This window comes from Alistipes sp. Marseille-P2263 (assembly GCF_018101075.1).
In the GTDB taxonomy this organism is placed as follows: Bacteria; Bacteroidota; Bacteroidia; order Bacteroidales; family Rikenellaceae; genus Alistipes; species Alistipes dispar.
In genome coordinates this window covers 1-24093 of the sequence record NZ_JAGQEJ010000007.1, presented here as the reverse complement: position 1 = coordinate 24093, position 24093 = coordinate 1, and the positions used below count along the sequence as shown (strand labels likewise).

At 66.6% G+C, this 24093-nt stretch carries 22 protein-coding genes and 2 pseudogenes; 16 read left to right on the top strand and 8 right to left on the bottom strand.

From position 1 onward, the window contains the following. The 8 genes from KB554_RS09385 to KB554_RS09350 all read right to left on the bottom strand — a co-directional run bounded on the left by KB554_RS09385 (window position 1) and on the right by KB554_RS09350 (window position 9526). Window positions 1-2037 carry an Ig-like domain-containing protein gene (locus KB554_RS09385; protein WP_141428281.1) on the bottom strand — a complete coding sequence of 679 codons (2037 nt, stop codon included), beginning with the start codon at window positions 2035-2037 and terminating at the stop codon, window positions 1-3. Continuing rightward, on the bottom strand, window positions 2034-3011 hold the full coding sequence (locus KB554_RS09380; protein WP_141428282.1) for a hypothetical protein: 978 nt from the start codon (window positions 3009-3011) through the stop codon (window positions 2034-2036). The genes KB554_RS09385 and KB554_RS09380 overlap by 4 nt, the downstream gene beginning before the upstream one ends. Next, entirely contained in the window at window positions 3008-3508 is a 501-nt protein-coding gene (gene folK / locus KB554_RS09375) for a 2-amino-4-hydroxy-6-hydroxymethyldihydropteridine diphosphokinase (protein WP_141428283.1), read from the bottom strand. The genes KB554_RS09380 and folK overlap by 4 nt, the downstream gene beginning before the upstream one ends. Before the next feature lie 2 nt (window positions 3509-3510). After that, window positions 3511-4656: a DNA polymerase III subunit delta gene (locus tag KB554_RS09370; protein WP_211035762.1), complete on the bottom strand. Its 1146-nt coding sequence runs from the start codon at window positions 4654-4656 to the stop codon at window positions 3511-3513. Between the two features lie 20 nt (window positions 4657-4676). Beyond that, window positions 4677-6149 carry an oligosaccharide flippase family protein gene (locus KB554_RS09365; protein WP_211035760.1) on the bottom strand — a complete coding sequence of 491 codons (1473 nt, stop codon included), beginning with the start codon at window positions 6147-6149 and terminating at the stop codon, window positions 4677-4679. A 347-nt stretch (window positions 6150-6496) separates the two neighbouring features. Next, entirely contained in the window at window positions 6497-7480 is a 984-nt protein-coding gene (locus tag KB554_RS09360; protein ID WP_141428286.1) for a CorA family divalent cation transporter, read from the bottom strand. A 67-nt stretch (window positions 7481-7547) separates the two neighbouring features. Then, a complete protein-coding gene (locus KB554_RS09355) occupies window positions 7548-8105 on the bottom strand; it encodes an ABC transporter substrate-binding protein (RefSeq protein ID WP_162852159.1) in 558 nt (185 codons plus the stop codon). A 197-nt stretch (window positions 8106-8302) separates the two neighbouring features. Beyond that, a complete protein-coding gene (locus tag KB554_RS09350; RefSeq protein ID WP_141428287.1) occupies window positions 8303-9526 on the bottom strand; it encodes a glycoside hydrolase family 27 protein in 1224 nt (407 codons plus the stop codon). Window positions 9527-10019: 493 nt separating this feature from the next. Here KB554_RS09350 and KB554_RS09345 point away from each other — a divergent pair, with 493 nt between their 5' ends. The 16 genes and pseudogenes from KB554_RS09345 to KB554_RS13275 all read left to right on the top strand — a co-directional run. Further along, window positions 10020-10994 carry a hypothetical protein gene (locus KB554_RS09345; protein ID WP_211035758.1) on the top strand — a complete coding sequence of 325 codons (975 nt, stop codon included), beginning with the start codon at window positions 10020-10022 and terminating at the stop codon, window positions 10992-10994. Next, a complete protein-coding gene (locus tag KB554_RS09340; RefSeq protein ID WP_211035756.1) occupies window positions 10985-13351 on the top strand; it encodes a hypothetical protein in 2367 nt (788 codons plus the stop codon). The genes KB554_RS09345 and KB554_RS09340 overlap by 10 nt, the downstream gene beginning before the upstream one ends. Continuing rightward, complete coding sequence (locus KB554_RS09335; protein WP_211035754.1) at window positions 13348-13608, top strand: hypothetical protein; 261 nt, start codon at window positions 13348-13350, stop codon at window positions 13606-13608. Before KB554_RS09340 ends, KB554_RS09335 begins: the two co-directional genes overlap by 4 nt. Before the next feature lie 3 nt (window positions 13609-13611). Then, window positions 13612-14496 (top strand): Clp protease ClpP, encoded by an 885-nt coding sequence (locus tag KB554_RS09330; RefSeq protein ID WP_141428291.1) that lies wholly within the window; start codon window positions 13612-13614, stop codon window positions 14494-14496. A gap of 106 nt (window positions 14497-14602) precedes the next feature. Continuing rightward, window positions 14603-15580: a hypothetical protein gene (locus KB554_RS09325; RefSeq protein WP_211035752.1), complete on the top strand. Its 978-nt coding sequence runs from the start codon at window positions 14603-14605 to the stop codon at window positions 15578-15580. A 66-nt stretch (window positions 15581-15646) separates the two neighbouring features. Beyond that, window positions 15647-16873 (top strand): phage portal protein, encoded by a 1227-nt coding sequence (locus tag KB554_RS09320; protein ID WP_141428293.1) that lies wholly within the window; start codon window positions 15647-15649, stop codon window positions 16871-16873. A gap of 173 nt (window positions 16874-17046) precedes the next feature. Then, window positions 17047-17520, top strand: a complete 474-nt coding sequence (locus KB554_RS09315) for a hypothetical protein (RefSeq protein ID WP_211035751.1) — start codon at window positions 17047-17049, stop codon at window positions 17518-17520. Beyond that, window positions 17495-17917 carry a phage holin family protein gene (locus tag KB554_RS09310; RefSeq protein ID WP_211035748.1) on the top strand — a complete coding sequence of 141 codons (423 nt, stop codon included), beginning with the start codon at window positions 17495-17497 and terminating at the stop codon, window positions 17915-17917. Before KB554_RS09315 ends, KB554_RS09310 begins: the two co-directional genes overlap by 26 nt. Beyond that, on the top strand, window positions 17914-18315 hold the full coding sequence (locus KB554_RS09305) for a structural protein P5 (protein WP_211035747.1): 402 nt from the start codon (window positions 17914-17916) through the stop codon (window positions 18313-18315). The genes KB554_RS09310 and KB554_RS09305 overlap by 4 nt, the downstream gene beginning before the upstream one ends. Before the next feature lie 257 nt (window positions 18316-18572). Continuing rightward, window positions 18573-20051, top strand: coding sequence for a ComEC/Rec2 family competence protein (locus KB554_RS09300; RefSeq protein WP_211035745.1), 1479 nt, complete (start codon window positions 18573-18575; stop codon window positions 20049-20051). Further along, complete coding sequence (locus KB554_RS09295) at window positions 20048-21196, top strand: methyltransferase domain-containing protein (RefSeq protein ID WP_211035743.1); 1149 nt, start codon at window positions 20048-20050, stop codon at window positions 21194-21196. The genes KB554_RS09300 and KB554_RS09295 overlap by 4 nt, the downstream gene beginning before the upstream one ends. Window positions 21197-21229: 33 nt before the next feature. Further along, window positions 21230-22558 (top strand): YhjD/YihY/BrkB family envelope integrity protein, encoded by a 1329-nt coding sequence (locus KB554_RS09290; RefSeq protein WP_141429962.1) that lies wholly within the window; start codon window positions 21230-21232, stop codon window positions 22556-22558. After that, window positions 22555-23334, top strand: coding sequence for a DUF2520 domain-containing protein (locus tag KB554_RS09285; protein ID WP_141428299.1), 780 nt, complete (start codon window positions 22555-22557; stop codon window positions 23332-23334). The genes KB554_RS09290 and KB554_RS09285 overlap by 4 nt, the downstream gene beginning before the upstream one ends. After that, window positions 23310-23855 (top strand): HAD hydrolase family protein, encoded by a 546-nt coding sequence (locus KB554_RS09280; protein WP_141428300.1) that lies wholly within the window; start codon window positions 23310-23312, stop codon window positions 23853-23855. The genes KB554_RS09285 and KB554_RS09280 overlap by 25 nt, the downstream gene beginning before the upstream one ends. A gap of 4 nt (window positions 23856-23859) precedes the next feature. Further along, window positions 23860-23961: pseudogene (locus tag KB554_RS13280) on the top strand (dTDP-4-dehydrorhamnose 3,5-epimerase); the annotation flags it as partial. After that, window positions 23958-24093, top strand: a pseudogene (locus KB554_RS13275) (NAD(P)-dependent oxidoreductase); the annotation flags it as partial. The pseudogenes KB554_RS13280 and KB554_RS13275, both read left to right, overlap by 4 nt.

Below are 24093 nucleotides of genomic sequence, written 5' to 3'. Positions count from 1 at the left end.
CTATCTGAACGTGTTGAACATGCTGCCCGCGGAGTTGAAGTTCGCGTTCGAATTGTTCTGCTGACGGTTTCTGTCGTCGCGCTTCGGGCCCTCCTTGGCGCGCTTCTCCGCCTCGCGCCGCTGCCGCTGCGCCTCGCGCTCGTCCAGCAGGCGCGAAAGCGACTGCATCGTGACGGGGGCGAAGATCCGGTTCATGTCCATCGTGAACTCGATCTCCCAGTTGGTTTTCGTGGCGAAGGTGTCCTCGCCCTCCGCATTGACGAAGAATTCGGCCCGCTCGGGCTGGCGGCGCTCCACCAGATTGCCCGAGTCCCATTTGCCGTTGCCGTTGCGGTCCTCGATGATGCGGAACTTGATGTCGCCGGCCGGGACGTAGTTGAACCGGATGTCGCCCGTCCCGACGTTGCGCTTCTCCTGCTTGAGGGAGTTGTTGCCGTCGAGCAGTTGTACGATGTACTTCGTGCCGTCGTCGCGCCCCACGACATGAATCTTCACCGTGGCGAACTTCTCGGGATCGAAGACCGTGTACTTGCCGATGATCGAATCGTTCGAGAAACCCGCGACGTCGGTGATGGCCCCGGCGGGAATGGTCAGCGTATATTCGCCCCCGAGTTTCCAGGGGGCGGAAATGTGCCAGCGGAGCAACTGCGCCGTGTCGGGGCGCATGTGCACGGGAACGTCCTCGATCGACTGGTCCCCGGCCGTGAAGGTCAGCAGCAGCGCCGCCGAATCGAGCCGTGCGAGAGGATAGTCGAAATCGACGGTCAGGTGCTCCTCGGGGTTGATCTCGCCCGAAAGCGGGAGTTTGAAGGCGAAGGGATTCTCCTTCTCGGGTTCGGTCCACTCCTCGCCCGCCGCCTCGGCCTTGCGGCGTTCGCGTTCGAGGCGCTCGCGCTCGCGCTCCTGCTCCTTGGTCTCGATCAGCCGCCACGGGAGTTTCAAATCCTCGGTGACCTCCTGCAGGCGATTGACCGTGTCGTGCTTGAAGTAGGTGATCGTGCCCTTGATCGTGTCGGGAAGCGACGCCGAAGGGACGTTGAACCACAGTGCGATCGTATCGCGCCCCTCGGTCTGCGGGTCCACGATCACCCGGTCCTCGGGAATGCTGTCGAAACGCAGTGAGGTGATGCGGGGATTCGCCGCGCCGAAATAGAGCATCGCCTTGTGCTGCAGGGGCCGCTCGCTCTCGGAGAGGAGCTGGCGGCGGAACGCCTTGTCGGTGAACATGCGGAAATAGAGCTGCGGCTCGGCGGTCACATACTGGCGCAGCGAGTCGTACCAGATGGCGAAATCGGGCATCTCGGCCGGGTTGTAGGTCCCGTCGAGGAAGCCCACCTGGTCCGAACCCGGTTCGTACATCTGGTTGTCGTTCTTGTCCTCGACGGCATAGATGCGGTAGGGAATCGGCTTGAGGTTCTGCGCGATGAAGATGCCGTTCGTCTCGGCGCGGGCGATGACGGCGGGTTTGTACTTGAAAATCGTGGAGTCGTATTCCGGGACGTTCTCCACCGAGTCGGCCGGGAAGAACCAGATGAAGCTCTTCGACACGGAATCGGCCTTGTAGCTGTCGGCCGTATAGCCCGAAAAGACCATCGAGTCGATCTCGGGGCCCGTCGAGAAGACGTAGCGCATCGAATAGAGCGGGTTGCCCTCGTTGTTGTCACGGATGGCGCTGCCGAAGTTGAGCGAATAGGTCGTATTGGGCAGCAGCGTGTCGCGCAGTTGGATGACGATGCCGCGCCCGCGCTGGGTGATCGTCGGCTTCTTCTTCATCTGCGGCGAGGTGAAGAACTCCTTCTGCTGGTCCTTGATCTGGATGAACTCGTCGAACTCGATGTAGATCTTTCCGTGGTTCACCGTAGGCCGGTTCGTGGAGAAGTTGTCCGGGACCATGTTCACGATCACGGGAGGCAGCGAGTCGATCGGACCGCCCGTGGGGGTCATCATGCTCGCGCAGCGGCTCAGAAAGGCCGACGCGAAGAGCAGCGCGACGACGCCGCGCAGCAGGTTCAGGGTATGTCGTCTGCGGGTATTCATCGCCGGGCGGTATTTTGCGTCTCCTGCTCCTCCCGATCGGGATCGAGCGCCTCGTTCACGATGCGCCAGCCGTCAAGCACGTCGATCCAAACGCCCCGCCACGGCCGGAAGAGCACCTCGAACGTCGGACTTGCGCCGTCGAGGTCCACGCTCTGCTGCGAATAGGCGTAAAGGCGATTGACACGGTCCACGACCACCACCATCAGCGACTCCACGCTGACCTGCATCGAGAAGAGACCCGTCTCCTCGTCGGCATAGGCCTGGAACGAGGGCGTGGTGCGCGTGTCGTTCTCGTCGCGCTTCGAGGTGATGCGGCCCGCATAGGCGTCGTCGTAGGAGGCGATGCGCCAGGCGGTCGTATCGACGGCATAGGCATAGACCTTGAGGTTGCCGGGATCCTCGAACGGCGCGGCGGCGGCGTCCTCGGCGCTCTGCAACAACGGGCGCACGTAGGTGTCGAGCCGCTGCGGAGGCGTATAGAACTCGTTGAAGAAGCACCAGTTGCCGTCCTTGTAGGAAGTGCCCTCCTTCCACGTCTTGAAGATCAGCGTCACGTAGAGCGACGGCAGCGTCTCGACGAGCTCCTGCTCCGTGTAGGCGTAGAGCCGGTGTTCGGTATCGACGGCCAGGATCATCCGCCGCTCGGCCATCGGCAGCGACATGCGGACCCAGCCCGTCGTGCCCTCCTGCGCGTAAGGCTCCGAGGAGGCGACGGCCTGCAATTGCGCCGAAGGGTCGTCCTTCAGCGAGGCGATGCCGTTGAGCGCATCCTCGTAGGAGGCGACGGTGTAACGGGCCGTATCGGCATCGAAGGCGTAGGCCACCACCCCATCGAGCGGTTCGTAGGGATCGGTCGAAAGGGTCTGCGCGAGCGGCTTGAGCACGTATTCGGTCCTGTCGCTCGAGGTGTCCTTGAGACACCCCGCGAGGAGCGCGGCGGCAGCCAGCGGCGCGAGGATTCGGGTCGGATTCATCGTTCTCTCTTTTTTCGCAGCGCCTCGAGCATCCCGCCGACGGTCTCCCCCGTCACGGGATGGCGGCGCAGGCGCATGATTTCACACAACGGCACGAGGGCGAACTCCCGTTCGGCGAGTCGGGGATGCGGAACGGTGAGCCGCTCTTCGCGGATCACCTCGTCGTCGTAGAAAATGATGTCGATGTCGATGGGGCGCGAGGTGTATGCGGCTCCCGTGGAGGCCTTCTCCACGGCCTCGGCAGCACGGTTGCGCCCCAGGTCGCACTCGATGCGCTGCACGGCGTCGAGCACCTCGAGCGGCGAAAGGTCCGTGGTGATCTCCAGGGCCTGATTCGAGAAGCGCGCCGCCGAAGCGAAGCCCCACGGCTCGCTCTCGTAGCGGTGCGAACAGCGCAGGACTGCGCCCACGCGGGCATTGACGAGCTGCTGCGCCGCTTGCAGCGTGCGCTTCACGTCGCCTTCGTTGCCCCCCAGAAGAAGTGTCACTCGTGCCATCGTCACAGATGTTTTATCATTTTGCTCACCGAGAGCGCAAAATGGGTGAATACGATCGTCGGATTGCCGTTCTGCGCGATCTGCGCCGCGGCACTCTCGATCTCGGCGATCAGCGGCTCGATGTTCCGCGAGCCGACGAAGGGGGCGAATTTCGAGCAGAAGGCCAGTTCCTCGCCCCACAGGTAGCAGACCTCGCTCAGACCGGCGTGGAGCATGTAGCTTTCGCGCAAAAGCCGCGCCGCATCGCGCAGGAAGGAGCGCTGCTGCTCGCGCGAGAGCTGGGCGGCCTCCTCGGCCCAGCCGATCAGCTCCAGATGCCGGTCGTTGTAGCTCAGGCGCATCAGTGAGCAGAAAAGCCCGAAGTTCTCCCGCCGCGCGGCGTCGTTCTCGCCCGCCGCCAGATGTCCCAGTTCCAGCAGGTCGCCGCCCGCAAGACGCGCCATGTTGCGCGCCTGCAACGGATCCGTCACGCCGCGTTCGCGGGCCGCACGCTCCAGCACCTCGGGCGCGATGCGGGGGACGGCCACCTCCTGCGTGCGCGAAAGGATCGTCGGCAGCAGGCGGTCGGGGTGCTCGGAGACCAGGATGAAGAGCGTCCGCTCCCACGGCTCCTCGAGAATCTTGAGAATCTTGTTCGCGGCCTCCTCGTTCATCGTCTCCGGAAGCCAGACGAGCATCGTCTTGTAGTCGGCCTCGAAGCTCTTGAAGGAGAGCTTGCGGATGATCTCGTCGGCCTCGCGGGCCGCGATCATGCCCTTGAGCGTCTTGCCCAGATCGAGCCGGTCGTACCACTCCTGCGGCGAGAAACAGCCGCCCCGCTCGGCGAAAAGCGCGCGGAACTGCGGCAGGAACTCGTCGCTGCGGACCGCCTCGCCCGACTTCTTGCCCTGTTTGTTCACCGGAAAGACCAGATGCAGGTCGGGATGCGCGAGAGCGGCGATCTGCCGGCAGTCGGGACATTCGCCGCACGAATCGCCGTCCCGCCGGTGGCGGCAGCAGAGATACTGCACATAGGCCACGGCCAGCGCGAGCGTCCCGTAGCCCGCCGCACCCGAAAAGAGCTGCGCATGGCTCACGCGCCCCGCATCGACCGACCGCGCCAGATGCCGCTTCAGATCCTCCTGTCCCGTAATGTCCGCAAACCGCATATCCTTCTCCTCAAAATCCGTTAAGACCGCTTCAGCACCGCACGCGCCATCGCCCCGAGGTCGATCCGCTCCCGGCGGACGAGGTAGGCGACATAGGACGCAAGAAGCAACATATTAAACGCATAGCCCACGAACATATTGCCCGCGGCGCCCCCGACGGCCTCGGCCGCGGCGAACCCCGCCAGCGCGACGGCGACATACTCGCCGATGCGCCGCCAGTCGTAGGGCGTGGGGAAGAAGCGGCGGTTGAGCCACCAGCTCACGGCGACCATCGCCACCTCGCTCGCCAGCCGCGCCCAGGCCGCCCCGAAGTAACCGCACAAGGGCACGAGCCAGCACCCGAAAAGGAGGATGGCCGCAAGCCCCGTGCCGGTGACGACGATCGCCAGCGACGTCCGCTCCTCGCGCTTGTACCAAAACGAGAGGTTGAGCCATACGCCCGTGAGGACGTTGGCCCCGAGCACCACCGGCAGGATGAAGATACCCTCGCGGAACTCCCGTCCCACGATCAGCGCGAAGGCGTCGCGGAAAAGGGCGATGCAGAGGAAAATCACCATCGAGGCCATGACGTAGTATTTCAGCGCCGCGGCATTCATCGCCACGAAGTCCGACTTTTTGAAATTCGAAAGGAAGAAGGGCTCGGCGGCCAGCCGGTAGATCTGGTAGAAGAGCATCATCACCACGGCGATCTTCGTGACGGCGCCATAGACGCCCAGCTGCGCCATGGCCACCCCCTCGGGCAGCAGGAACTTGATGAGCTGGCGGTCGATGAACTCGTTGGCCGTACCGGTCAGGCCGCCCACCAGCAGCGGCAGCGAATAGGCGAAAACGGCCGTCAACAGCTTCCGGTCGATCGCAGGCAGCGTGCGGTCGGCGGTGGCGAGTATCACCAGCCACGTCACCGCGCTGGCGACGAAGTTGGCGACGAAGACCCACCCCACGCCGAAGTCGGTGGAGAAGAGTCCCGCGACGCCGAAGGCGACGGCCAGCGCGACGTTGAGCACCGCGCTCAGCGCCTTGATTCCGACGAAGGTGAGCGCGCGCCCCTGCTCGCGAAGCCGCGAAAAGGGAATGCAGGCCCAGACGTCGAACAGGATGATGAGGCCGACCCAGACGACGTATTCGGGGTGCGCGACATAGGCTTCGCCCATCAGGCGGGCGACGTCGCCGCGGAAAAGGATCATCGCCGCGACGAAAAGCAGCGCCGCGAGCGACGTGGCGCCCCAGGTCGTGGCGAAGAGCCGCCGTTTGGCCCCCCGCACGTCGCCGCCCGCCGCCTCGGCCCGGGCCGAAAAGCGGAAATAGCTCGACTCCATGCCCATCGTCAGGAGCGTGAGCGCCAGCGGAATCAGGGCATAGACGTCGGTGACGATTCCGTAGGCCTCCTGCCCGAATTCACGGGTATAGTAAGGCGTGAGCAGATAGCTCAGGAAACGCACCGCGATCGTGCTGATGCCGTAAATGGCGGTCTGTCTGGCCAGCTTTTCGAGCATAAAGAGTGCTTAATAGGCAGCAAAGATACAAATTTCGGCGGAAAAAGCCGCCGTTTCTCCTTCTTTCGAAGAAAGAAGAGAAAAGCCCGGGGATTCCCGGGCAGGGCAACCCGAACCGGCGGGGAGCGGACGGAACCGGATCGGCAGAAAGGAAGCGACGGAACGAAAGGCGCGGCCGGCGGCAGCGGGTGTGCCGCGAAAGCCGGAGGGCGGAACGGCACAAAAAGACCGGACGCTGCCGCGGAACGCCGGAAAGGCGATTCCGGGAAGCGTCCGGAGACAGAAGCGCCCCGTCCGGGCCCGCGAGGTGTTCCTCCCGCGGCACGGAAGGCGTCGAGGGAGCGGCGTCAGAGCCACTTCTTATAGCGGAAAAACCAGATCGTGAGGATCGAACAGACGATCATCAGCCCGATGGCGAACAGGTAGCCCAGCGGAACGACCCAGCCGTTGGAGAGCGTGAGGGTCCACTCCAGTTCGGGCATGGCCTTGAAGTTCATGCCGTAGATCGAGGCGATGAGCGTCGCGGGCATGAAGATCACGGCCGCCACGGAGAAGATCTTGACGATGCCGTTCTGCTCGATGTTGATCAGACCCAGCGCGGCGTCCTGGATATAGTCCAGACGCTGGAAACTGAAGTCGGCGTGGTTTATCAGCGAATTGACGTCCTTGATCATCAGTTGCAGCCGCGGGTAGATGTCGTTCGGAAAGCGCTCCGAACGCAGGATGCCCGACAGGACGCGCTGGCGGTCGAAGATGTTCTCGCGCAGCGACATGGTGCTCTCCTGCAACGCGCTGATGCGGTGCAGCACCTCCTTGTCGATCGAATCCTCCGAATTGACGTCCTTCGAGAGGGCCGCGACCTGCTTGGCGATCAGCTCCACGAGGTCGGCGTCGAAGTCGATGCGCACCTCCAGCAGCGAAATGAAGAGGTGGTAGCCCGTCGAATAGCTGCGGTAGTTCATCTGCAGGCGCTTCTCCGTCTCGCGGAAGGTGCGGAACTCGGCGCTGCGCACCGAGACGAGCACACCCTCGTTCGAAATGATGAACGACACGGGTTCGACGATGAACGAATCGCCCGTGGGAACGAAAAAATTCGAGTTGGAAATGATGGCGTTCTCGTCCTCGGAGTACTTCGAGGTCGATTCGATCTCCTCGACCTGCTGTTTGGTCTGGAGGCTGATCTCCATGAAGTTCTCGACGGCCTTCTGCTCCTTGATCGTGGGCAGCAGCATGTCGATCCACAGGATGTCGTCGTAGCCCAGCTCGTCGAAAAGCTTGGTGTCGGCATTCCGGATGATCTTGTTGTACTGCTTGAGGTAAATCGTAATCATAAATCGCTCTCTGTAAAGTTCTCGAATCCGTAAGCTGTAGAGAGGCGGGCGCGGCCCGCTAACCTCTTCAGCCGGGATTGGCTCTCGGAGCGACCTTTACGCCCGAGTCCCAGAACTTTCGGAGCGCCTGATTCTTCTGGTTGTCGAAGATGTAGTCGAAATGCGACAGCGTGTCGTAGCCCCGCTGCGGATCGGAGGCGAACGGCGACGAAAGCACCGCCTCGTAACTCCGTTCGAGGCCGTAGGTCAGCGCATGCTGCAAGGCTTCGACCGTATCGGGATCCGTATCCCCGTGCGCCGCCCACACGGCGAAGGCGAAGGGCAGCTCGCCGCACTCCTTCCATGCCGCGAGCAGCGGGTCGTCGCCGCCGAGCAGCGCCTCGCGGGCGGACGGAACGCCGCCGATGCAGTATCGGGTGACGATGTGCGCATCGGAGAGCAGCGGAACGGCCGTAAAGGGAAGCAGCGCGATGTCGGCTTTCCGCTCGATGAAATGCTGGATGACGGTGTCGGGATCGGACAGCAGCAACTCGGCGCGAAGGTTACCTTCGTGCCGGATACCATAGATGAATGGCGTCGCGCTGAAGCACGACACGGCGGCTATACGTGGAACTGTGACCATCATCCATAAGGTACGAAACGGTTGGTTCGACGGCACAAAGATACACTTTATTCCCGAAAAAGGGCACAAAACCCGCAGATTTCTTTTCCGGGGCGAAACGGGAGGGAGGGCGGCGCGAAAATCCGGACGGACCGGACGGAAGAAAAAACGCCCCGGGAGACGGAAACTCCCGGGGCGCAGTCTTTTCCGGACCTGCCGCGTCACCGCTTCACGACGGGTCGGAGGCGGTAGAGCACGACGTCCTCGGCCGGAACGACCACCTCGCGCTTGCGGTCCGTGCGGAAGCTACGGCCGCCGTTCCAGAGGTCGCGGCCCTCGTAAACGATCCGGTCGAAAGCCGTGGAGCACTGCGACACCTCCGTATCGGTGAAGCTGAACAGCTGCCAGTCGATCGTATAGGGACGCGCCTCGTGCGTGCGGTTGAAGAGGCAGAAGGCCCATTCGCCGCCGGCGAGCGGCTTGAACCAGATTTCCAGTCCGTTGTCGGTGGCGTAGCGCAACCCCTGCACGCCCAGCGGGTCCTGGTCGATGGCGATGACGTCGCGGTCGGTCACGATGGCCGCCGTCTCGTCCGACATGGCGCGTATGTCGTTGCCAAGGATCAGCGGCGCAGCCATCATGCACCACATCGTGAAGTGCGCACGGTCCTGATTGACCGACATGCCGTTGCCCACCTCGAGCATGTCGGGGTCGTTCCAGTGACCCGGACCAGCATAGCGGCGCAGTCCGGCGTTGTCGTCGAAATTCTGCATCACGGTGCGGGGTTTCCAGTCGCCCGTGAAGACCGCGGGGTCGGAGAACGAAAGGCCGATGTCGCCTGTCGTACGCCACATGTGGCCGACCTCCCGCGCCCAGGTCCACGGCTTGCTGTTACCCCACTCGCACATGGAGAAAAGGATCGGGCGCCCGGCGGCGCGCAGGGCGTCGCGCATGAGCGTATAGGCTCCCACGGGATTGATATTCTCGGTGTTGCACCAGTCGTATTTCAGGTAGTCGATGCCCCAGCGGGCGTATTGCAGCGCATCCTGGTATTCGTGGCCGAAGCTGCCGAAACGTCCGGCGCAGGTCCGCCGCCCGGCATCGGAGTAGATACCCAGCTTCAGCCCCTTCGAATGCACGTAATCGGCCAGCGCCTTCATACCGCTCGGGAACCGTTCGGGATCGCACTGCGGAAAACCGTCGGCGTCGCGTTCGGAGGCGTGCCAGCAGTCGTCGATATTGAGGTAAACGTATCCGGCCTCGGCCAGCCCCGACTCGACCAGCGCGTCGGCCATTTCGCGGACCATCCGCTCATCGACGTTGCAGCCGAACTTGTTCCACGTGCTCCAGCCCATCGGCGGCGTGTCGGCCAGGCCCTCCCACTTCTGGGCCGAAGAGGTCGCCGCGCAGCAGAGCGCGGCGCAAAAGAGTAAAAGACGTTTCATATCAGCGATTCGTTTGAGGTTTGTCCGGGTTCGCCGAATCGGTCCGGGCCGCCGGACCGATGCCCGGAAGGCCCTGTCCGAAGCCCCGGAAGGGCCGCCGGTTCGGGAAGACAAAGATAACCGATTTTCCCGGCATTCGGGAGCGGGTTTCCATTTTTTTTGGAAAAACTGCGCAAAACTCTTGACAAGGGGGTATCGGCCGCCGTATATTTGCCCCGTAATCCACACCCGGCCGCAAAGACAAGGCCGGTTATCGACATCGGAGAACCGCTCTGTTCCAACCGGATGCGAATAGTTCCCGACAACAATCGACAAATTATCCACAACTTATCCACACGCCCGGAGGTCCCGGAGACATCCGTATCCCCGCTCCTCTCCAGCCCGCACCGGTTCGTTCCGGCCCTCCGCGGCGTCCGGTCCCGCATCTTCCTGGAAGGAGGCTTTCCGGCCGGACAGCGAAACGCATCATCATTCAATCCAAAATCCCTGCACCATGACATTCACCCAAATTCCGCAACAGTACGCTCCGCTCGGCGCGGAGGCGATTTACGCCGTGGAGAATCCCGCGGGCGGAGACCTCGACATCCGCATCGCGGACGAAAGAGGGGCTACGCTCGGAGCCCTGCGTTTCGCCGCGGCGGCCACGGCCCGCTTCGACGCCGCCCCCGCCCTGCGCCGGGCGCTCCGCTTCATCCCCCTCGTCGGCAACACGGGATTCTACGCCGCCACGGGACGCGTCGTAAAGGCCGCGGTCACGGCCGGAGCCGCCGGAACGCTTCCGGAAGGCACGGAGGCGACGGCTCCGGCGAGGACCTTCCTGCCGGGACGGGAAGCCGCGGAAGCCCCGGCGCTGCTGACGACCCTGCCCCGCCGCCGGATCATCCCGGAAGGAGCCTGCGAAGAGCTGACCCTGCTGACCGCCGGCGACGCCGAAGCGGTGGTGACGGCCCGGACGGCCGATTCGCTGACGGCGGAGAGCTACTCCGTCCGGACGTCGGGACCGCTGCTGTTCCGCATCGACACGCGCGACTTCCCGGGGGCGGAGACGCTCTCGATCGACTTCGGAGAGATCGGGACGGTGGAATACACCGTCGTACCCGCCGTGCGGGAGGCCGTGCGGCTGGCGTGGCGCAGCAGCGCGGGGTCGGTCGAACATTACAGCTTCCCGGTCGTGCGGGAGGTGACGCAAAGCATCCAAAAACGGCGGGCCTGCGGCCCCGAGGGGCACGTCGTCGTGCCGCAGCGGAGCGAAAGGCGCACCGTACTGGCCTCGGCCTACGAGACGCCCGAAATGCTGGAGGCGCTCGCCGAACTGACGGAGACGCCCGAAGTCTGGATCGCCGGGGAGGAGATCTACACGCCCGCAGACGTCCTGACCGACGAGGCGACGGTGCTCCGCCGCGGCACGATGAGCTGCCTGGAGATCGAAATCCGAGACAAACGAACCGCTCCCGCACGATGGAACTGACGATCGACGGACGCCCCTGCGACCTGGGGCCGGAACGGATCGCCGTACCGGGCTACGACGCCCGGAAGACGACAACCCCGGAGAGCTGCCGCGAAGGCCGCACGCTCCGGATCGCACTCCCCGCGACACCCCGCAACGCCGCGGCGGCGGGACACCCCTGCGAGCCCCACACCGCCGGGAAGTTCAACGACACGCGCCACGAAGCCGTGCTGACGGCCGGAGGGGCCGAGCTGCTGCGCGGACCGGTACGGCTGCTCGCCGCGACGGACGCGGAATACACGCTCGAAATCCGCAGCGGCGGCGCGGGATGGGCCGAGAACGCCGCGCGGCGCATGTTCAACACGCTGGGGGTCGAATACGACGGAGAGCTCACGCCGACCGACATCCGCGCCGGATGGACCGACGGCCGGCCCGTGAAGTTCTTCCCCGTGCTCCGCGACGAGTACCCCGCACGGAACGGCCCGTCCGACCTGCTGCCCGCCGAACGGGTGCTCTCGCCGGACGACTACCACCCCTTCCTGCACGTGGCCACGCTCGCCGAACGCATCTTCGCGGAGGCCGGCTACCGCGTCGAGAGCCGCTTCTTCGCCTCGGAGTTCTTCCGCTCGCTCTACATGAGCGGAGCCTACCCCTCGCACGACACCGCCGCGGCGGAAGCCCGCATGGGCTTCTCGGCCCGCCGGACCGCCCCCGTCACGGCGAAGGCCAACGAGGCGGGGAAGGTCGTCGCCGACCCCGCGACCGCGCTCAACTCGGTGGGCAACATCGTCGAGACGGCCACGCCGCAGAGCATCGACGCCGACGGAAACCCCATCGACGGACTGTACAATCACGGGGGATGCTTCTCGACGGACGGAGGCCGCATCCTGTTCACGCCCCTCGCGGAGACGACCGCGGGGTTCGAATACCGCCTCCGCTACACCACCTCGCACCGCATCCTCTCGCGCACGCGGCTCCGGGGGTTCGACACCGTTTACCTCGGGCCGGGGTCGGAGATGGCCTTCACGCTGGCGAACCGCTACGAGGACCACCGCGCCGCGCCGGAGGCGAACCGCACCTACCGGGCCCTCGTCTTCGACCACCGCGAAGGGGCGCGATACCGGCTCCGGTACACCCGCGACGGGGTGGAAGGGGTCGTATGGACCGAATTCGCGGCCCGCTCGGCGCAGGTCACGACCCCGGCGTCGGGACGCTTCGCCGATCCGGTGCTGGAGGTGCGCAACAGCCTCGGATGGGAGCCCTTCGAAGGGGACTGGGCTCTCTATGCCGGATATGTCGGGGAGACGGGGGAGACGACCGTGGAGCTGCGGCTGCGGACGGCCTCCGAGGAGCTCGGCCCATCGAAGCCCAAGCGGTTCGACCAGATCTACTTCGCGGGGGCCGAGGAGGGCATGACGCTCACGCTGCACGAGGAGTGCGCCCTGCGGCCCCGCTTCCGCTCCGGACCGGGATTCGGCTCGGCGGTCCGCTTCGCCGACGTGGCGCAGCACCGCATCCGGCAGGCGGAGCTGCTCGGGGCCCTCGCACACCTGTTCAACCTGCGGTTCTACACCGAGGAGGCGACGAAAAGGGTCTGGATCGAACCGGCCGACGACTTTCTCGGCGCAGGTCCCGAGACGGACTGGAGCGGCCGGACCGACTTCTCGCAGCCGGTGGAGCGGCGGGATGCGGCGCAGGAGGTGCACGAGACGAGGTGCTGGCGCTACCGCGAAGGGGACGGCGCGGTGAGCCGCTTCGACGCCGGAGCCGAAGAGCCGCTGGGGGCGTGGAGCGTCCGGTGTCCGTCGCAGGCCGCCCTCACGGGCGAGAAGGTGCTCCGCAACCCGCTGTTCTGCCCGTCGCTCAACGCCGCGGGGCACTACCCGAACGCCCCCTCGGCCCGGCTCCTGCAGGTCGGCGACCGCGACGACACGGAAGACGACGGCACGAATTTCACGCCCCGCATCGTCCGCTACGCCGGGATGCACCCCCTGCCGGAGGGTGAACGGTGGGGATACCCGTCCGGCGAGGCGGCCTACCCGCTCGCGGCCTTCCACTTCGCGGGAGACGCCGCGGCGGCGGGGTTCACGCTCTGCTTCGAGGACCGCGACGGCGTGCGGGGGCTGCACCGCTTCTACGACCGGCAGACGACGCGCGAGGCGAGGCGCGAACGCATCGCCCTCTCGCTGCGGCTGGCCCCCGACGAATTCGCGGCGCTCCTGGCCCCCGGAACGGGCGCTCCCGACATCCGGTCGGTGTTCCGCATCGACACGGGAACGGGGGTGGTGCGCGCCCTGCTCGACACCGTGGAGGAGTACGACCCGGAGGCGGCATCGGTCCGCTGCACCTTCACGCGGCTCACGGAGGACGCCCTATGACACGGCACGAGGAACGGCTGGCCGGAATCCTGCGACGTGCGATCGCGGGGCTGTCGGAGGAGGAGGCCGTAAAGCGGCTGTTCGAACTGGGCGCGGTCAGCCGCCGGGGTTGCGAAAGGCTGGCCATCCGCGAAGAGGTGGCGCGGCTCGAAAAGCGGGGCATGGGACGCTGCGAGGCGCTGCACGTCGCGGCCGGGGTGTTCTGCTGCTCGTACGAAAAGGCCCGGAACGCATTTTACAACACATTCAAAGACTGAAACATGAAATCGGAAATCCAAATCAACGACAAGGCCGGAAGCTGCCGCATCGAAATCGAAGGGACGATCGGCGTTCCCGAGGAGTGGCAGTTCGACGACCCGGCGGACCGGGTGGCGACCTACGAGCGGTTCCGCGACGCGGTGCGGCGCATCGCGGAGATCGAAGCGCCGGAGGTGGTGGTCGAAATCCGCTCGACGGGCGGCGACGTGAACGACGCGCTGCTGATCCACGACGCGCTGCGATCGCTCGGGGCGCGCATCACGACCCGCTGCTACGGCTACACCGCCTCGGCGGCCACGATCATCGCGCAGGCGGCGTCGGAAGGGCGCCGCGAAATCTCGGCGAACGCCCTCTACCTGATCCACGACTCGGTATGCGCCGCGGAGGGCAACGCCTCGGAGCTGGAGGGGAAGATCGCCCTGCTCCGCCAGACCGACGCCCGCATCGCCGCGGTCTATGCCGCCCGTTCGGGGCGTCCGGCGGCGGAATTCGAGGCGCTGATGGCCGAGAACAACGGCAGCGGCCGCTGGCTCTCGCCCGCGGAGGCGGTGGAGGCGGGACTGGCCGACCGCGTGACCGACGCCGCCCCGCACGCCGCGCCGACGCTGGCGCAGAACCTCTCGCGGGGATGGGAACGGCTGCTCGCCGGACTGGGACTGCGCCCGGGCGAAGCGACGGCCGCGGGACGGAACGCGCTACCCGCAGACCGCAACGTGCTGCATGCCGTCCCGGACGACGGCCCGCGCCGCCGGGCCGCAGCCGAAGCGATGCGGCGGCGGTTCCGCGCCACGGAGACGCTTCCGTGCGAGGACCCCTCCTACGGCGACGCCGTACAGTCGGCCAACGCCCGCGCCTACGCCGAAGACGCGAAATGCTTCCGCGGCTGATCCGGCCGCGGAGATCCGGAACCGGAGCCGCGGCCCGGCTCCGGAAAACGAACGGACACCCCTTATTCCACAGACTATTCCACAAACCCTCAAAAACACGAAAGACATGACTTACCTCGAAAATGCGAAACAGTACACCGGTTCGGAGCTCGAAACCGTATTCTTCCGCCCGATGCTGACCGGCGAATCGGCCCGGGAACTGGGCGTGCGCGTCCTCTACAACATGCCCACGCCCACGCACGTACAGCTTTGGGACGGACAGCGCAACATCCTGCAAAAATACACCGCGGCCGGCTGGTCGGGCGGCGCGGCGGCCGCCAAGTTCGAGAAGACGATCGACCTGCGGCGCGTGAAGGCCGAGATGAGCTTCTCGGCGGCCGACTACTTCTCGATGGTCTGCGAGAAGATCGCCTCCGTCACGAACGTCCACCTGGAGGACCTCACGGGAACCGAGCTCGAGAAGGCCGAAACGGCGCTCTTCCGGCAGGCGCTCGCCGAGAACCTCCGCGCGACGATGTGGGTCGGCGACACCTCGGCCGAGACGGGCTACAACACCTTCGACGGATTCCTGAAGCTCATCGGGGAACTGGTCGCGGAGGAGAGCGTCTATCACAACACCTATCAGGACGCGGACCTCGCGTCGGCGGAGAAGATCGTCGAGTTCTTCGACGAGCTGTGGACCAACGCCGACACGCGCACGCAGGACCTCAAGGCCGACGGACAGCTGGCCTACTTCCTCACCTCGGACCTCTGCCACCTCTACGAGAAGTACCTCGACGCGAAGGGTGCGGACGCCGCCTACGCCGATGCGGTGAACGGCCGTCCGACGCTCTCCTACCACGGCATCCCGGTCATCGACGTCCGGCTGGGCGGCTACCTCGCCCCGACGTCGTTCGACAAGTCGTTCTGCATGCTCACCGACCGCCGCAACCTCGTGCTGGCGGTCAATACGGCCGACATGCCCGGCAACGAGGTCCGCATGTGGTACAACCCCGACGAGATGGAGAACCGCCAGCGCGCCGTCTTCATGGCCGGCTGCGCGATCCTCGACGAGAGCCTCGTCACGTACCTCCACAAACAGTAATTCCCCCGGCCGGACCGCCTGCGGCGATCGTCCGCGGGCGGGCGGCCCGAACCGAAGACACGACACATGAGCAAAGCGAAAAAAATCAGACCGGCCGTCGGCGTGATCGACCGCACGGACCCCTGCATGCCGCCTGCCGCGGCGCGCGTCGAAAGCGACGAGTTCTGGCGCTGGGGCGACGACAACCTCTTTCCGGCGGCGCTGGCGACGATGGCCCGCCGCTCGACGACCCACCGCCGTATCGTCAATGACAAGGCCGACTACATCTCGGGCAAGGGATTCGTCTGCGACGAGGCGGCCCAGCCGCAACTGGCGGCCTTCGTCCGGCACGCGAACGGCGACGGGGAGAGCCTGCGGCAGGTGCTCAACAAGCTGGCGTTCGACAAGGCGCTGTTCGGCAACGCCTTCCTCGAAGCGGTGACGGACGCCGGGCACTCGTTCCTCTCGCTCTACCACCAGGACGCCACGCGCTGCCGCGTGGCCCGCGACTCGCGGCACGTTCTGCTGCACCACGACTGGAGCGCTTTCCGCACATCCGAGGCGCGGCGGCTGCCGCTCTACCCGCTCTTCGAGGAGCAGCCGGACGGCACGCTGCGCACGATGGTCCACTACAAGGACTACGAACCGGCGTTCGAGCACTACGGCGTTCCGCCCTATATCGCCGGGCTGAACGTCTCGGCGATCGCCTACAAGACCGACCGCTGGAACATCTCGCGGCTCGACAACTCGTTCCAGCTCTCGGGCGTCATGCTGCTCGACTCGTCGGCCGCGAGCGAGGCCGACGCCGAGCGCATCGTGCGGCTGGCCGAGAGACGGTTCGCCGGGAACCCGGGGCAGGTGATGTTCGTCATCCGCGAAGGCGGCGAGGAGGACAACTCGCGCTTCATCCCGATCGCCTCGCAGAACGAAGGCGACTGGCAGGCCCTCCACGAGCAGGCGACGGCGGACATCGTCGTGGCGCACTCGTGGTTCCGGACGCTGAGCGGACTGGATTACAGCTCGGGATTCAGCGCCGAACGCATCCTCCACGAATACGAGGTGGCGCTGAACACCGTGATCCTCGCCGAACAGGCCGAACTGACCGAACCGATCCGCGCGCTCGCCGCGGAAACGCTCGGGGCCGACGTCTCCTCGCTCGAGATCGTAAACCGGCCGCCGACCCGGTCGAAACCCATCTACATGAAGGTCTGGGAAGCCCGCAAGGCCGACGGTCTGGACTACGATCCGGACGACCCGAAGCAGCAGGCGTTCCTCTCCGAAATCACGAAGTACAACATCCGGAGCATCGACTGACCGGATGCGTCCGCCGCGGCCGGGCCCCATCGCCCGCAACGCCATGAGGGCCGATCCGCCCGGCCGGGGTCGGCAGGAGGCATCCGGGAAGAAGGTCTCCGACATCTCCCGAAGCCGTTCCGGAGCGCACGCGAAGCCTCCGGAACGGTACGCACACCAAAAAACACGATTCCATGAAGACACTCGTCACACCCCTTCAGGCGCTCCGGCTCGCCTTTCCGGAAGGCGAAGCGCTGCCGCCCGGAACCGTCGCCGAAGCGGACATAGCCGCCGCGGAACGGCGGTATATCGTCCCGGTCATCGGCCGCGCGCTCCACGCACGGCTGCTCGAAGGCGCCTACGAAACGTTCCGCACCGACTATCTGGCCGCACCGACGGCCCTTTTCACCCGTCTCCAGCTCCAGCCCCGGCTGGACATACGCACCGGACAATGCGGCACGACGGCTCCGAAATCGTCGTGGACCCAGCCCGCCGGCGACGACGCCCTGCGCCGGCGGCAGCGGGCGCTGCGCACCGAGGCCCGGACGCTGCTGCGCCGCGCGGCGGAGCACCTCGACGCGCACCGCACCGAATTTCCGGAATACGACCCGACGGAGAACATACTCAAACGCTGCTCGACCGATGGAGGCTTTGTACAGATGCGTTAGCGGCCTCGCGGCCGGAGCCGCCGCCCTCTTCGCCCCGATCGGTCCGATGGCGGCCACGACGGCGGCCTTCATCGGCATCGACTTCCTGACGGGCGTGGCGGCCGACCGTGCGGCGGCCCGCCGCGAAGGGCGCACCTGGTATTTCGAGAGCCGCGAGGCGTGGCGCACGGTGCTCAAACTCGCGCTGGCGCTGACGGCGATCGCCATGGCATGGCTCATCGACCGCTGCGTGCTCGGCTTCACGCAGCTCGACACGGCACGGCTCTTCGCCGGCTTCATCTGCGGCGTGGAGATGTGGTCGTTCCTCGAAAACGCCGCGCAGCTCTCCGACGCCCCGCTGTTTCGCCGGCTGCGCCGCTACGCCCGCCGCCGCATCGGAAAGGAGGCCGGACGATGAGCCGGGGGCTGGAAAACCGCAACCCGGGCAACATCCGGCAGTCGCGCGTGCGCTACAAAGGCGAGGTGCGCCCTTCGCGCGACCCGGAGTTCAAGCAGTTCGAATCGCCGGCATGGGGCTACCGGGCCATTTTCGTACTGCTCGACACCTACCGCCGGCGGCACGGGCTGCGGAGTCTCCGGGAGATGATTTCGCGCTGGGCTCCGCCGTCGGAGAACCGCACCGAAGCCTATATCCGCGCCGTGGCGGACGACACGGGGATCGACCCCGACGAACCGATCGACACGCGCGACCGGAAGACGATGGTTCCGGTCGCGGCATCCATCTCGCGCGTGGAGAACGGCATCGCGGCCGACCGCCGCCAGGTCGAACGCGGCTGGGAGCTGTTCGCGGAGTGACCTCCGCCCGAAGGGAGCGGAACCGGCAAACAGGTCCGGCGGCGAACCCCGGCAGCCGAAAGACGGGCCGACGGACACGGCGCCCGGAAAGAGGGGAAAACAGCCGGACAGAGGCCGCCGGAACGGACGGAGCGCCGCCGTCGGAGCCGACGGGCGGAAAAGACCGGAACGAACGCTTCCGCAGCCGGAAAACCCGGACCGGGCGGGGGATTTGCATCCGAATTTGCTATATTTGCATCCGAACAGATTATCCGCACATGTCGATCCGGCAGCTACTCGCACGGCTCGACCGGATGCCGATGCTGAAAATCCTCGTCCCCTTCGCGGCGGGCATCGCGCTGGCCGACCGTTTCACACTGCCCCTGTGGTTCGCCGCAGGGGCTTTCGTGCTGACGGGGCTCACGGCCCTGCTGCTGCGCTCCTCCGCGGCGCTGGCGGGGATGCTCCTCACGGCGGGATTCGCCGCGGCGCAGCTCCGGGCGGCCGAACCGGCCGTGCCGCGGGGCGTACGCACCGCCTTCGAGGTCGCGGTGGAGGGAATCCCCGCCGACCGGGGCCGCTACGTCGCGGCCGAAGCGGTCGTCGCGCTCTGGCGGGACCCCGCGACGGGGCGCTGGCATCCGTCGGGCGACCGGGTGATGCTCTACGCCGATTCGCTCACTCCGCTGACGGCCGGAGAGCGGTTCGTGTGCCGCGGTGAGGTGCGGCCCTTCCGGGGCGGGGCGGAGAGCTACCGCCGCCTGATGCGGCGGCGGGGATTCGCCGGAACGCTCTCCGTCTCCGGACGCACGCTGCTCGAACGGCTGCCCGGACACACCGGAAGGCTCCACCACCGCGCGGCAGAGCGGCTGGCCCGGCTTCCGCTCGGAGGGGATGCGGGAGCCGTGGTGCGGGCCATGGCGGCGGGAGACCGGAGCGGCATCACGCCGGAGCTGCGCACGGCCTACTCGCGCAGCGGGCTGTCGCACCTGCTGGCCGTATCGGGACTCCACACGGGCATCGTCTTCGCGCTCGTCAATCTCGCGCTGTGGTGGCTGCCGCTCCTCAGACGGGGACACCTCGTGCGCAACGTGCTGGCGGCGGGGGCCGTATGGCTGTTCGTCGCGGCGGCGGGAGCCCCGCCGAGCGCCGTGCGGGCCGCCGTCATGTGCACGGTCCTGCAGACCGCCCTGGCGTCGGCATCGGAATACGTCGCACTCAATGCGCTCGCCGCGGCGGCTTTCGGGATGCTGCTCTGGCAGCCGGCCTGGCTGGGGGACATCAGCTTCCGGCTCTCGTTCCTCGCCGTGGCGGGCATACTCGCCTGGGGCGTGCCGCTCTGCCGCCGCTGCCGGACGCGCTGCCGGGCGGCGAACGCCGCGATCGACGCCTACTTGATCGGCCTCGCGGCCGCCGTCGCCACGACGCCCCTCGTCTCGCACACCTTCGGAACGGTTCCGCTGGCCGGACTGCTCGTCAATCCCGCGGCCATCGCACTGGCGACGGCCGTAGTCTTCGGCGGGGCGCTGTGGATGCTCCTGCCCGCCGGACCGCTCGCCCCGGCCTTCGCCCTGGTGACGGGTACGGCGGCCGAAGGGATCAACGCGCTGGCCCGCCTCACGGCCTCGCTGCCGGGAGGCGCGGCCGAATATGCGCTCGGAGGGACGCAGACCGCGATCCTCTACCTCCTCTTCGCGCTCGCCACCCTCGCGGCATGGAGCGCGGAACCGAAAAAAAGCGTACATTTGCCGACATGATAACCCCCGAAGAATACGCCCTGCTCCGCACCGACGAGGTGCGCGAAGCGATCGCCCGGGCCCGCGGACGCGACCCGCTGGAGGTGGCGACGGACCGCCGCGTGCCCCACGCCCGTCTGGTCGCCACGCAGGTCAAATACCTCGCGCGGGCCGAACGGAAACTCCCCTCGTACGCCGCGGCGCAGTGCATCCTGCCGCCGCGGGCCTTCGAGCAGGCGTCGAGCGAGGCGTGCGCGGCGCACAAACGCATCGCGGGCGACAGCGTGCTGGACCTCACCTGCGGACTGGGCGCGGACGCGCTCTTCCTGAGCCGCCGCTTCCGCCGCGTGGTGACGCTCGAGCGCGACGCCACGCTCGCCCGCATCGCCGCGGAGAACTTCGCACGGCTCGGCGCCGGAAACATCGAGGTCGTCTGCTCTTCGGCCGAGGAGTACCTCGCGCAGGAGGGGCTGCGCTTCGACTGGATCTACGCCGACCCCGACCGCCGTTCGGCGGAAGGCCGCAGGCAGGTGCGGCTGGAGGCGTGCTCGCCCGACATCCTCGCGCTCGGACCGCTCATCGGCCGGGCGTCGGAGCGGCTGTGCGTGAAGAACTCCCCACTCTTCGACACGGACGAGGCGCTGCGGCTCTTTCCCCGCAGCCGCGTGGAGGCCGTCTCGGTCGGCGGCGAGTGCAAGGAGGTGGTGATCTACGCCGACGGCGCGGGACCGCTGCTCACCGCCTCGGCCATCGGGCTGGGCGAGTTCTCGGCCCGGCCCGGCGAGCGTGCCGGAGAGCCGCCCGCGACGTTCGGCGCGGCGCGCTACCGCTGGCTCGTTATTCCCGACGTGGCCTTGCAGAAGACCCGCCTCGTACGGCTGCACCTCGCGGGCCGCGCCGACTGCTGGAGCGAGAACGGCTACGGATTCGCCGCCGAACGCCCCGAGGGCGTGCTGGGCCGCATCCTCGAAATCGACCGCATCGAGCCGTACGACCCCGCACGGCTGAAGCGCGAGCTGAAGGGACGCGGCGCGGAGATTCTCAAGCGCGACTTCCCGCTCCGGCCCGAGGAACTGTACCGCCGGCTGGGGCTGCATCCGGGCGGAGAGGTGCGGCTGGCCTTCACGAAAACGGGGAACGATTTTTGGGCGATCCGCCTAAAATAGCTATCTTTGTTCGACCGTCACGACGCCGTTCCCATGAAAATCAGCGACATTCCGACATACTTCACCGACACGATCTTCCGGCGCGACGCCAGCGAATGGCGCAACCCCGTCGTGCGGTGGCTCGTGCAGCAGTACAAGCTGCTCTTCTACACGGCGAGGGGGTTGCAGGAGCACGGGACGCTCGTGCGCAGCGCAGCGCTGACCTTCTATACGCTCATGTCGCTCGTGCCGATCGCCGCCGTGGTGTTCGCCGTGGTCAAGGGCTTCGGCCTGGCGGACGGACTGGTGGAGAACCTCTACGCGCTCTTCCCGCAGAACCCCGAGATCGTGCGCTACATCGTCGATTTCGCCGAGAACGCCCTCGGCCGCACGCAGGGCGGCGTGGTGGCCGCCGTGGCCCTCGTGATGCTCTTCTGGGCCGTGATCCGCGTCTTCGGGTCGATCGAGAGCGCCTTCAACAACATCTGGGAAGTGAAGGTCGAGCGCGGCATCACGCGCCAATGGACCGACTACATCGCCGTGGTGATGATCGTCCCGGTGCTCTGGATCGTGGCCAACGCCATGACCAACTACGCCGAACGGCTGCTGGGATTCGACGACAGCTGGTACTTCGGCCTGCTGTCGCATCTGGCGTCGATGGTGGTCATCTGGGGCATGTTCACGCTGCTCTATCTGGTGATCCCCAACGCGAAGGTCCGCGTCGGCAGCGCCCTGATGGCCGGAATCGTCGCGGGCACGATCTTCCTCCTGTTCCAGTGGGGCTACGTTTACCTCCAGCGGTGGATGACCTCCTACAACGCCATCTACGGCAGCTTCGCCGCGCTGCCGCTCTTCCTCATCTGGTTGCAGACCTCGTGGGAGATCCTCCTCTTCGGCGGCGAACTGTCGTTCGCCTACCAGAACGTCGAACGGTTCGACGAGGAGCGCGAGTCGCTGCTCGTGAGCTACGACCAGCGGCGCAAAATCCTGCTCGCGGCCATGCTGATCGTCGTGCGGCACTTCCGCGACCACGGCGGGGCGATGCCCGCAGAGCGGATCCGGCGGCGGCTGAACCTCCCCACGCGCATCGTGAACGACGTGCTGTTCCAGCTCGTGCAGGCCGGGCAACTGATCGCCGTGCGCAGCGGCGACGGGGAGCGCGAAGTGGGCTACACGCCGGCATACGACATCGCCTCGATGACGATTTACAGCATCCTGGAGGCGGTGGAACGGAGCGGACAGACCTCCTTCGACCTGGCGGCGACGCCCGAACTGGCGCATATCGACCGCGAGCTGGACGGACTCAAGGAGGCGGCCCGCAACGCCGAGGACAACGTAACGCTCACCGACCTGATGAAGGACGCCGACACGAAACAGCCATGAAACAGATCGCAATCATCGGAAGCGGAAACCTGGCGGAAGCCCTCGCCCGGGCCGTGGCGGCGGCCGACGGGCTGCGCCTCGTGCAGCTCTTCGCGCGCAACGCCGCACGGGGCGGCGAGGTGGCCGCACTCGCCCGCACGGAGTGGACGGACGACCCGCGGCGGCTCGCCCGGGCCGACCTGTACCTCATCGCCGTCAGCGACCGCGCCGTGGGGGAGGTCGCCGCACGGCTGCCCATACCCGACGGAGCCGCGGTGGCCCACACGGCGGGCAGCGTACCCCTCGCGGCCCTGCCCGAACGGTTCGCCCGCCGGGGGGTCTTCTACCCGATGCAGACCTTCACGCGGGGCCGGGAGGTCGATTTCGGCGAGATCCCGGTATTCATCGAAGCCTCCTCGCCGGCATTGTGCGACGAGCTGGAGGCGTTCGCCCGCCGCCTCTCCCGCACGGTGATCCGCAGCGACTCCGCGCAGCGGGCGAAAGTGCACCTCGCGGCGGTCTTCGCCTGCAACTTCGCCAACCGCATGTACGCTCTCGGCGAACGGATCGCGCGCGACGCCGGGCTGGACTTCGGGGTGCTCAAACCGCTCGTCACAGAGACCGCCGCGAAAGCCCGCGACGCCCGCTCGCCGCTCGACGTGCAGACGGGCCCCGCCGCACGGCACGACGCGGCGACGCTGGAGCGCCACCTCGCGCTGCTGGCCGACGACCCCGAAATGCAGGAACTCTATTCGAAAATCAGTCAGAACATATGGGAAACTTCAAAGAGGACATAGCCCGCTGCGAAGCCTTCGTCTTCGACGTGGACGGCGTGATGACCGACGGGGGCATCATCCCCACCGCGGACGGCGACTTCATCCGCCGCTACAACGCCAAGGACGGCTACGCGCTGGCCTACGCCGTCAAGCACGGCTACAAGGTCTGCATCATCACCGGCGGCCGCGGCCGCACGCTCGAACACCGGCTCCGGATGCTCGGCATCGAACGCTTCTACACCGACTGCATGGACAAAATACGGGCCATGCGCGAATACTTCGCCGAGGAGGGCATCGACCCGGCCAACGCAATCTACATGGGCGACGACATTCCCGACCTGGAGTGCATGCGCGAAGTGGGCATTCCGGTCTGCCCGGCCGACGCCGCGGCCGAGGTGATCGAAGCCTCGCGCTACGTCTCGGAGTTCCGGGGCGGCGAAGGCGCCGTGCGCGACATCGTGGAGCAGGTGCTCCGCGCCCGCGGCGACTGGGCCCGCGACTCGATGGGCGTCACCCCCTCGTCGCTCGTGGCGTCGAGGTAGCGGACCGGAGGAGAAGATCATCCTGAGCGAGAAAGATACACGGCATCCGCTTCTGCGGGATTTCGTATCGCCGTTCGAGTATAACGAAAACCTTTACAAGTCATGAACATCCTTGTCACGGGCTCCGGAGGGCAGTTGGGACATGCCCTCCGGCGTGCTTCGGCCGCCTCGGCGGACCGCTACTTCTTCACGGACGTCGCGGGCGACGATACCCTGCGGCTCGACATCACGGACCGTG